Source organism: Caulobacter sp. B11, from assembly GCF_002737765.1.
Lineage (GTDB): Bacteria > Pseudomonadota > Alphaproteobacteria > Caulobacterales > Caulobacteraceae > Caulobacter.
On the sequence record NZ_PEGG01000105.1, the window covers coordinates 1 to 9,696 of the forward strand.

The 9,696-nt window shown below is 68.2% G+C and carries 9 protein-coding genes and 2 pseudogenes; 9 read left to right on the forward strand and 2 right to left on the reverse strand.

Features of this window, described 5'->3' with window-relative positions; all coding sequences use genetic code 11:
- The 9 genes and pseudogenes from CSW58_RS05790 to CSW58_RS05830 all read left to right on the forward strand — a co-directional run.
- Nucleotides 1-444 (forward strand): annotated as a pseudogene (locus tag CSW58_RS05790) (NIL domain-containing protein); the annotation flags it as partial.
- Complete coding sequence (locus CSW58_RS05795; protein ID WP_099446645.1) at nucleotides 444-1,103, forward strand: methionine ABC transporter permease; 660 nt, start codon at nucleotides 444-446, stop codon at nucleotides 1,101-1,103. The pseudogene CSW58_RS05790 and the gene CSW58_RS05795, both read left to right, overlap by 1 nt.
- 9 nt (nucleotides 1,104-1,112) lie before the next feature.
- Entirely contained in the window at nucleotides 1,113-1,469 is a 357-nt protein-coding gene (locus tag CSW58_RS05800; protein ID WP_099446648.1) for a hypothetical protein, read from the forward strand.
- A gap of 104 nt (nucleotides 1,470-1,573) precedes the next feature.
- Complete coding sequence (locus CSW58_RS05805; RefSeq protein WP_099446649.1) at nucleotides 1,574-2,398, forward strand: MetQ/NlpA family ABC transporter substrate-binding protein; 825 nt, start codon at nucleotides 1,574-1,576, stop codon at nucleotides 2,396-2,398.
- A 235-nt stretch (nucleotides 2,399-2,633) separates the two neighbouring features.
- The gene (locus CSW58_RS05810) at nucleotides 2,634-3,317 is read left to right on the forward strand and encodes a GntR family transcriptional regulator (RefSeq protein ID WP_099446650.1); all 684 of its coding nucleotides are present in this window, start codon (nucleotides 2,634-2,636) and stop codon (nucleotides 3,315-3,317) included.
- A 338-nt stretch (nucleotides 3,318-3,655) separates the two neighbouring features.
- A pseudogene (locus tag CSW58_RS05815) lies at nucleotides 3,656-5,964 on the forward strand (TonB-dependent siderophore receptor); the annotation flags it as partial.
- A gap of 2 nt (nucleotides 5,965-5,966) precedes the next feature.
- On the forward strand, nucleotides 5,967-7,250 hold the full coding sequence (locus CSW58_RS05820) for a CynX/NimT family MFS transporter (protein WP_099446646.1): 1,284 nt from the start codon (nucleotides 5,967-5,969) through the stop codon (nucleotides 7,248-7,250).
- A gap of 13 nt (nucleotides 7,251-7,263) precedes the next feature.
- Entirely contained in the window at nucleotides 7,264-8,319 is a 1,056-nt protein-coding gene (locus CSW58_RS05825) for an LLM class flavin-dependent oxidoreductase (RefSeq protein ID WP_099446651.1), read from the forward strand.
- Complete coding sequence (locus tag CSW58_RS05830; RefSeq protein ID WP_099446647.1) at nucleotides 8,316-8,954, forward strand: cysteine hydrolase family protein; 639 nt, start codon at nucleotides 8,316-8,318, stop codon at nucleotides 8,952-8,954. Before CSW58_RS05825 ends, CSW58_RS05830 begins: the two co-directional genes overlap by 4 nt.
- A 58-nt stretch (nucleotides 8,955-9,012) precedes the next feature.
- Here CSW58_RS05830 and CSW58_RS15685 read toward each other — a convergent pair whose 3' ends face one another.
- On the reverse strand, nucleotides 9,013-9,318 hold the full coding sequence (locus CSW58_RS15685) for a TorF family putative porin (RefSeq protein WP_255406555.1): 306 nt from the start codon (nucleotides 9,316-9,318) through the stop codon (nucleotides 9,013-9,015).
- A gap of 93 nt (nucleotides 9,319-9,411) precedes the next feature.
- Nucleotides 9,412-9,696 (reverse strand): TorF family putative porin (locus CSW58_RS15690; protein WP_255406556.1); only part of this gene is annotated, 285 nt, incomplete at its 5' end.

Consider the following 9,696-nt stretch of genomic DNA (forward strand, 5'->3'; position numbering starts at 1 on the left):
TCGCGAACTGGGCCTGACCATTGTGCTGATCACCCACGAGATGGACGTGGTGCGCCGGGTCTGCGACCGGGTGGCGGTGCTGGAGGCCGGGCGGGTGGTCGAAAGTGGACCGGTCGAGGAACGTCTTCCTGCATCCGTCCAGCCCCACCGCCCGCCGCTTCGTGCGCGAGGCCGATGGCGAAGCCGGATCCGGCGGAGTCACCGACGGCCGACTGGTGGCGCCTGACCTTCCAGGGCGAGGCGACCTACCGGCCGATCCTGGGCGCCGTGGCCCGCGAGACCGGGGTCGACTACTCGATCCTCGGCGGCCGCATCCATCGGCTGCGCGACACCCCCTATGGCCAGCTGACCCTGGCCCTGACCGGAGGCGACATCGACGCCGCCGTGGCCCGGCTGCGCGCCGAGGGCGTGCGCGTCGATCTGCTGAGCGTGGAGGCGGGCTGATGAGCGTGTCCAATATCGACTGGGCCGAGATCGGCCAGGCCACGCTCGACACCCTGGCCATGCTGGGCGGCTCGATGGTCCTGACCGTAGCGCTTGGCCTGCCCCTGGGCGTGATCCTGTTCCTGACCGGCAAGGGCCAGATGCTGGACAACCGCGTCGCCAACGGGGCGCTGTCGCTGCTGGTCAATATTCTGCGTTCCGTGCCGTTCGTGATCCTGCTGATCGTGATGATCCCCCTGACCGTGGCCCTGGTCGGCACCTCGCTCGGCGTGGCCGGCGCCATTCCGCCGCTGGTGGCCGGGGCCGCGCCGTTCTTCGCGCGCCTGGTCGAGACGGCCCTGCGTGAGGTCGACAAGGGCGTGATCGAGGCCAGTTTCGCCATGGGCGCCAAGCGTCGCCAGGTGGTGCTAGGGGCCCTGCTGCCCGAGGCCCTGCCCGGGATCATCGCCGCCGCCACCGTCACCGCCATCGCCCTGGTGTCCTACACCGCCATGGCCGGGGTGGTCGGGGCCGGGGGGCTGGGCGACCTGGCGATCCGCTTCGGTTATCAGCGCTTCCAGACCGACGTGATGGTGGTCACCGTGGTGCTGCTGCTGGTGCTGGTCCAGGCTCTGCAGATGGTCGGCGACGGGGTGGTCCGCCGGGTCTCACATCGCTAGAAGATGACCATGACCGACGACATCCCCATCCTGTCCGAACCGCCGCCCGAGCACTGGGACGAGGCCTTCGCCAAGACCCTGATCGGCAAGACCATCCTGGTCGGCCTGACCTTCCTCGACGCCGACGGCGCGCTCGAGGAGCGCCAGCAGTTGTTCGGCGTGGTCATCGAGGCCGACGCCCATGAGGGCATTCTGCTGGATCTGCTCGGCGAGCACGACGGCGATGACTACAGCCTGCCGCCCCAGACCTCGGCCATCCTGGCGGCCGAACCCGGCGTCACCAGCCTGGCCGGCGACAAGCCTGACTTCGTCGCCAACTGGACCATTCACGGGCCGCCGGACGAGCCGGCCAACGACGAGGCCTAGCCGGCGACTTGGTTCGCTCGTCGCCTGATCAGGAAATCTGATTTCGCCGCCCGGCTGAAACGGGGCAATAACCGACCCGTCTTCTTGTCGTAATGGAGCCGTCCATGGTCGCCCGCCGCGCTTTCGTCGCCCTCAGCCTCGTCGCTTCCGTGCTGAGCCTCGGGGCGCTCGCCGCCTGCGGCCAGAAGCCCGCCGCCTCGTCGAGCGCCAGCGACACCCTGACCGTGGCGGCCACGGCCATTCCCCACGCCGAGGTGCTGGAGTTCATCAAGCCCAAGCTGGCGGCCCAGGGCCTGAAGATCGAGATCAAGGTCTTCAACGACTATGTCCAGCCCAACACCCAGGTGGCCGAGAAGCGCATCGACGTCAGCTATTTCGAGACCCTGCCCTATCTGGAGACCTTCAATCGCGACAAGGGCACCGACCTGATCCCGATCAAGGGCGTGCATATCGAGCCGATCGGGGCCTATTCGGCCAAGTACAAGACCATCGCCGACCTGCCCCAGGGCGCGACCGTGGCCATTCCCAATGACGCCAGCACCGAGGGCCGGGCCCTGCTGCTGCTGTCGCGCAACAAGGTCATCACCCTGAAGGATCCGGCCAATCCGCTGGCCAGCCTCAAGGACATCGTCGGCAACCCCAAGGGCCTGAAGTTCAAGGAACTGGAAGGCGCGACCCTGCCGCGGGTGCTGAACCAGGTCGACCTGGCGATCATCAACACCAACTACGCCCTCGACGCCAAGCTGAACCCGTCCAAGGACGCCCTGCTGATCGAGGACAAGAACAGCCCCTATGTGAACTATCTGGTCGGTCGACCCGACAACAAGGACGACCCGCGCGTCCAGAAACTGGCCGCCGCCCTGACCACGCCCGAGGTCGCGGCCTTCATGGCCCAGAAATACGAAGGCGCGGTGGTGCCGGCGTTTTAGAAGAACAGATCCTCCCCCTAGCGGGGGAGGTGTCCGCGAAGCGGACGGAGGGGGAAGTTCTGTAGGCGCTCTGCAGTCTTCCCCCTCCGGCCTTCGGCCGCCTCCCCCTTCAGGGGGAGGATTGTCGGCCTTTCTTCCTCTGACATTTCACCCTACCTTCGCAGCCATGCAACGCGCCGCTCCCCGACCCGTCCTGGCCCATGACGACGCCCTGTCCGCCGGCGGGCGCGAGCGGATGCTGGTGCTGGACGTCTGCTCCTCCACCGGCCTCGAGGATTGGTCGCCCGACCTGCTCAAGGCCCGGGTCTATGAGCGGATCCTGCTGGACCTGATCCTCGGCGACTTGGCCCCCGGCGCGCGCCTGGACGAGCAGTCGCTGGCGGCCCGCTACCAGACCGGACTGGCGGGGGTGCGCGACGCGCTGGGCCGGCTGGCGCTGGAGGGGCTGGTCATTCGCCGCGCCCGCTCGGGCACCACGGTGGCGCCGCTGGACCTCGTCGAACTGCGCCAGGGCCTGGAGGCCCGGGCCCTGATCGAGCCGCACTGCGCGGGGCTCGCGGCCCGCCACGCCACGCCCGATGAGGCCGCCGCCCTGCGGGCCATCTTCGATGACGGCGAAGCCGCCGCCCGCGATCGCGACCTGCCGGCCCTGGTGGCCATGGACCAGCGCTTCCATGCCGGGGTGGCCCGCGCCAGCGGCAATCTGGCCTTGGCCCGCATCCTCATCCCCCTGCAGCACAAGGCCGCCCGCTTCTGGGTGTTCTCGTTCAACAGCGCCACCACCGAGCCCGAACTGATGGCCGATATCGAGGACCATCGCCGGATCGCCGAGGTGATTGGCCGCGGCGACGTCGAGGGGGCCCGCGCGGCGATGATGCGGGTGCTCAACGTCTCGCCCGAAGCCGTCCAGCGGCCGTAGGGCCGCGCCGGCGCGCGGATCCTCCCCTGATGCGGGAGGCGGCCGAAGGCCGGGGAGGCAAGGTCCAGAGCGCCCACAGTCCCCTTCGGTTTCGGAAGAACCTTCCCGCCAGCCAGAGAAGCTGGACTGTGCCCGTCAAGCCACACTCATCATAATACAAACTGAAATGTCACGAGGCATTTTGACGACTGCCGCATCTTGCTCTTTTGCTGTCCGCCCCGTCGCTGTCCGACCGCAGGAGCCCCGTCATGTTCGATCGCCGCCGTTTGTTTTCGACAGTCCTGACGGGCGGACTGTTCCTGGCGACGGCCGTTCTGGCGCAGGTCGTGGGTCCGCAGGACACCGTCGACGAGGTCCTGGTCCTGGCCCGCGACAAGGCCGGCCTGCTGGAAAGGCAGCCCAATGACACCGTGTTCGGCATCGACAAGTCGCTGCTGGAAACGCCGCGCTCGGCCAGTTTCGCCAGCGACCTGACCCTGGAGCGCTACGGCATCGAGACCGTGGATGGTCTGACGGCCGTGTCGCCGGGAACCTACACCGCCAGCTTCTACGGCGTGCCGGGCGCGCTGAATGTTCGCGGCACCCTGGCCGAGAACTATTTCCGCGGTTTCAAGCGCATCGAGAACCGCGGCACCTATTCCACCCCGATCGGCGGGGCGGCCCGGATCGAGATCGTCCGCGGCCCGCCGACGCCGCTGTACGGCGCGGGCAAGGTCGGCGGCATGATGAACTTCATCCCCAAGTCGGCGCGCGACGAGGGGCGGTTCCTCACCGATCCCAAGGGCGAACTGACCGCCACCTTCGGCAGCTACGCCAAGAAGAACCTGACCGGCCAGGTCGCCCTGCCGGTCAAGCTGGGGCGCGCCGATGGCGGGGTCTATGTCTATGGCGAGGTCGATGATTCCGAGAGCTTCTATCGTGGCCTGAACCCCAAGCGGCGGCTGGTCGAGGTCTCGGCCGACTTCGACCTCGGCGCGGGCTGGACCACGGCCTTCGGCGGCATGGTCTATGACAGCGACGGCGACGTGCAGACCCCGGGTTGGAACCGCCTGACCCAAGACCTGATCGATCACCAGACCTACCAGACCGGCCGTGACACCACCCTGGTCGATGTCGACGGCAATGGCCGCCTGACCCCGGGCGAGGTGGGCTTCTACCCCTATGGCAGCGCGCTCTACATTCCGTACTACGGCTTCGCCGCGACCGACGCCAACCACGTCCTGGACGTCGGATTGGGCACGACCAAGCTGGACCCGCGCACGGTCTATATCAGCAAGGCTGATTTCTCGGAGACCCGCACCAACACCCTCTATTTCGACCTGGCCAAGGCGCTGGACGGCGATCGGTCGTTGAAGCTGCAGCTGTTCTATGACGACCAGGAGAACCAGCGCTTCGTCTCCTACGGCTATCCGGCCTGGACCGACGCCTGGACCGCCGAGGCCCGCGCCACCTATGGCTTCGCCTTGGCGCGCGGCGCGGTCAGCAGCCAGAATCTGGTCGGGGCCTCCTATCGCCGCTTCGAAGGGCGCCGGCGCGAAAGCTTCAACAGCGGCCTGATCGCCCTGGACCGTCGCGACATCGCCTTCGGGGCGACCGCCAACGACATCATCGACAGCCCCTTCACCACCGAGGCGCCTTCCGCCCAGGGCCTGCAGTGGGAAAACGACAATTCCAGCCAATGGACCCAGGCCGGGCTGTTCTTCACCAGCGACATCAAGCTTGGCCAGCGCCTGAATCTAAATCCTGGGCGGACGACTGGTACGACGTGGCCTCGCACGACACCGGCTTCCTGTCCTACACGATCCCCGGACGTCAGAGCGCCGATCGCGGCAAGGCGACCTCTTCGGCCAGCCTGACCTATCAGGCGCCGTTCGGTCTGATGCCCTATCTCAGCTACGCCAAGGCCGCCGCCCTGGAGATGAGCCAGGCGGGCGACATCGCTCCGGCCCTGGTGGCCGACGGCTCGTGGCTGTCGGACTCCGACCTGGCCGAGGCGGGGGTGAAGTTTCAGCTGCTGGACGGAACCCTGGTCGGATCCCTGGCCGGATATCGCCAGAACCGCACCCAGCTGACCAACAGTTCGCCGCCGACCGTCCAGGGCACGCGGGCCAAGGGCGTCGAGCTGGAGGTCCGCTGGCTGGCCTCGGACAATCTGAGCTTCACGGTCTCGGCCAACAACCAGCGCACCACGATCAAGGGCCCCGACGCCAGCTTCCAGTACATCCCGGCCTATACGGCCGGCGTGGCCGGGGCCCAGGCCTATGGCGGCTCCTATGTCGTCTGGGCGTTCAATGGCCTGCCAGGTCGTGGCGGCGACTATGCCTACAGCCTGATCCCGCGCTCGGTGGCCAGTCTCTATGGTGCCTATACCAGCGACGACCACGCCTGGGGGACGGTCGGTGCCACCCTCGGCGCGACTCACGTGACCAAGACCGCCGGCACGGTGCAGAACGCGGTCCACTATCCAGCCTATACCGTGGTCAACGCTTCGGCGTTCTATGCGCGTGGTCCGTACACGGCGTCGCTGAACATCGAAAACCTGTTCGACGCGCTCTATTTCACCCCCGACGCCGACACCTATGCCAATCTGGGCGCCTTGCCGGGCAAGGGACGTGAGTGGCGGATGACCTTGAAGAGAACATTCTGAGCATGGGCCCACCCTCGGTCTCGCCGGTCTATCGCCCCTGGCTGTTGCTGGCGGCGTTCAGCCTGCTGCTGTTCCTGATCACCGCCGCCACCTACGCCTCGCTGGGGGTGGTGATCCCGGCCATGGTGGCGGACCTCGGCTGGAGCTGGCAGGTGGCGTTCCTGGGCTACTCGATCCTGGGGGTGTTCACCGGCCTGTCGTCCTGGCTGCCGGCCCTGCTGATCCGACGGTTCGGCGTGCGCTGGACCCTGCTGGGCGGGGTGACGGTCATGGCCGCGGGCCTGGCCTGTTTCGCGCGCATGCAAGGCGTGCCGGTCTATTTTCTCGGCGCGGCCCTGTGCGGCGTGGGCTTTCAGATGGCGGCCCTGATCCCCGGGACCCACGTGCTGTCGGCCCTTTTCCGGCAACGGGCCCTGCCGTTCGGGATCTATTTCACCTTCGGGGCCCTGGGCGGCGTGGCCGGGCCGTGGATGGTGCTGACGGTGCTGGGCGCCGCGGAGGGCGACTGGCGTCTCTACTGGGCCCTGCAGGCGGTCGGCGTGGCCCTGGTCGGTCTGGCCTGCGCGGTGGCGGTTGGCGGCTCGGCCTGGTTGGCGGCGGCAGGCGAGGCCATGGACGAGGCCCTCGACGCCGAGGCCCAGGTCGAGGGACAGGTGTTCCACACCGACCATGAATGGACCGTCCGCGACGCTGTGCGCACGCCGCAGTTCGCCATCCTGGTCGCGGCCTATTTCAGCCACCTGCTGGCCGGGGTCAGCGCCGCCAGCCTGGCCCAGGCCCACCTGACCCAGCTCGGTGTCGCCGGGGCGGTGGCGGCCGGGATGCTGAGCCTGGAAGGCCTGATGCAGGTGGCGGCCCGGCTGGGCGGCGGCGCGATCGGCGACCGGATCGATCCCCGCTGGCTGCTGTTGGTCGCCCAGGGCCTGTTGGTGGTCGGGCTTCTGGCCCTGGCCCAGGCGACGACGCCGCTGCTTCTGGGGCTCTACGCCCTGGGGGTCGGGGTCGGTTTCGGCCTGACCGTCCTGGCCGTCAGCCTGTTGCTGCTCAACTATTTTGGCCGTCGCAACAATGTCGAGCTGTTCTCCCTGACCTGTCTGGTCGGCGCGCTGTCGGCGGCGGGACCCTTCATCGGCGGCCTGATGCGCGACCAGCTGGGAACCTTCGCGCCGACCTTCCAGCTGTTCGCCCTGTTGAGCGCCATGATCTTCATGGCGGTGCTGTTCATGTCGCCGCCCGGACCTCGCGCCGGCGCGGCGGATCGGTCTATGGTGCGTCCCGCGGCGTGAACGGGAGCGGGTGATGTCAGGCGAAGGGCGCAAGGAGTTCGGCCTGTTCCTGCCCGTGGCCAACGGCGGCTGGATTGTTTCCGACACCACCCCGCCGCTGGACGGCCTGTATCGGCAGAACCGGGCCGCCGCCGTTCTGGCCGACGAGATCGGCCTGGACTTCATCATGTCGATGGCCAAGTTCCGGGGCTTCGGCGGCGTCACCGACCACTGGGGCGTGGCCCTGGAGTCGGTGACCCTGATGGCCGCGCTCGCCGAGGCGACCTCGCGGGTCAAGATCTGGGCGACGGTTCACCCGTTGCTGCAGAACCCCGCCGTCGCCGCCAAGATGATCGCCACCCTTGACCAGATCAGCGAAGGACGGGCGGGCCTGAATATCGTCGCCGGCGCCTATCGCGGCGAGTTCGAGCAGATGGGGGCCTGGAACGACGCCCTTTCGCATGATGACCGCTATGACCTGGCCCAGGAGTGGACCGAACTGGTCAAACGCCTGTGGTCCGAAGACAGCGTCACCCACAAGGGCCGGTTCTTCACGCTCGACGATTGTCGCTCGGCGCCCAAGCCGCTGTCACGGCCCCGGCCGGACCTGATTTGCGCGGGCAGCTCGGACCGAGGCCTGGCCTTCGCGGTGGACCAGGCCGACGCCTGCTTCATCGGCGGCTGGGACGAGGCCGAGCGCCGTGACGCCAGCCGACGGGCCAAGGCCCAGGCCGCCGACCGGGGGCGGCGCATCCGCACCTACGCCATGTGCACCGTGGTTCACGCCCAGACGGACGCGGAGGCGTCGGCTCTGGCCGCGCGCTATGAGGCCGGCGCCGACATGGCGGCGATCACCACCATGCTGGCCAGTTGGGGCGTGCCGCCGGATCGCCTGGCCGTCGCCGCCCGGGAGCAGGGCGCGTTCATGACCCAGACCGTGATCGGCGCGCCCGCCACCTGCGCGGTGCTGATCGAGTCTTTTCTGCGCGATTGCGAGCTGGACGGCCTGATGCTGATCTTCCCGGACTACCAGGCGGGCCTGACCATGTTCGGCGATCTTTTGCCCGATCTCAGGCGAGCTTTCGTATGACCCAGAGCGACGGCCTGGCTGACTGGGTCGCGCCGACTCGAAGCGCCTTGTTGGTGGTCGACATGCAGGCCGATTTCGCCGCGCCCACGGGGCTGCTGGGCCAGGCCGGCGTCGATCTTTCCGCCGTGCCGGCCGCCCTGGCGGCGGCGGAACGGCTGACGACGGCGGCGCGGGCGGCGGGCGTCCTGGTTGTTCTGGTGGGCCTTTCGACCACGCCGCAAAGCGACTCGCCGGTCTGGCGCGAACGTCTGCGGCGGCTGGGCGGCGATCCCGATCTCGACATGGCCATCTGCCGGGCGGGACAGGCGGGGGCCGGCTTCGTCGGGCCCCAGCCCGGGCCTGGCGATTGGGTCGAGCTGAAGACCCGCTACAGCCCGTTTGGCCAGGGCGACCTGGCCGCTCGTCTGCGCGCGCGTCACATCGACACCCTGGTGGTCTGCGGTCTGACCACGGAATGCTGCGTGGACTGCACGGTGCGCGACGGTTTCGCGCTGGATTTTCATGTCTTCGTCGCCGCCGACGCCTGCGCGGCCTACGAGCCCGACCTGCACGCCGCGGCGCTGAAGAGCCTGGGGCTGAGCTTCGCCCAGGTCACCACCGTCGCCGCGCTGGGCTCGGCCTGGGCGCGGCCATAGAAAAAGCCGCCCCGACGATGTCGGGGCGGCTCTAATCCTAGTCCGTCGTGAAGGATGCTTAGAAAGCGGCCTTCAGGGCGACGGTGAAGCGCGAACCGGCCAGGTCACCGAAGTCTTCGGTGGTGTCCGAATAGCGGACGTCGGCGGTCAGTTTGCTGGTCACGGCATAGGCCAGGCCCAGGTTCCAGGTCGAATAGGAGGTGCCCAGGTCGATTTCCTGGTTGCCCAGGGCGCCGCTCAGGGTCAGCTTTTCGGCCACCGGCATCGCGGCATTGGCTTCAAGATACAGGCCATAGCGGTCTTGCCGGGGAACTCGGGCGAGTAGTAGCCGGCGACGCCGACGGTGGCGGGGCCAACGGCCCACGAACCAGCGGCCTTGAGTTCCAGGTAGCTGAACGAGCCGGGCGTCATGCCCTTGTCTTCGACGTAGCCGTATAGATCAGGCCCAGGTCGAGGTTCAGGTCGCCGATGGTCGGCTTGACGCCGATATAGGCGTCGATTTCGGTGGTCGGATCATCGAGGCCGAAGTCGACGTTCGAGCCCAGACGCCAGCGTAGCCCATGCCGTAGGTGGCGTCGACGCCGCCGAAGATCTGCGGGTCTTCGTTGGAGTTGCTGACGCCGCGGAAGATGTAGTCGCTCGCGACGCCGACATTGTAGGAAAGCGTCAGGTCTTGAGCCATGGCGGCGCCGCCGAGGGCGACCGATGCAGCGGCCGAGGCCAGCGCGAGTTTCAGCAGGTT

Coding starts and splice junctions, on each gene's coding strand:
- CSW58_RS05825 (WP_099446651.1), top strand. CDS start 7,264: ATGTCAGGCGAAGGGCGCAAGGAGTTCGGCCTGTTCCTGCCCGTGGCC.
- CSW58_RS05795 (WP_099446645.1), top strand. CDS start 444: ATGAGCGTGTCCAATATCGACTGGGCCGAGATCGGCCAGGCCACGCTC.
- CSW58_RS05810 (WP_099446650.1), top strand. CDS start 2,634: ATGCTGGTGCTGGACGTCTGCTCCTCCACCGGCCTCGAGGATTGGTCG.
- CSW58_RS05805 (WP_099446649.1), top strand. CDS start 1,574: ATGGTCGCCCGCCGCGCTTTCGTCGCCCTCAGCCTCGTCGCTTCCGTG.
- CSW58_RS05830 (WP_099446647.1), top strand. CDS start 8,316: ATGACCCAGAGCGACGGCCTGGCTGACTGGGTCGCGCCGACTCGAAGC.
- CSW58_RS05800 (WP_099446648.1), top strand. CDS start 1,113: ATGACCGACGACATCCCCATCCTGTCCGAACCGCCGCCCGAGCACTGG.
- CSW58_RS05820 (WP_099446646.1), top strand. CDS start 5,967: ATGGGCCCACCCTCGGTCTCGCCGGTCTATCGCCCCTGGCTGTTGCTG.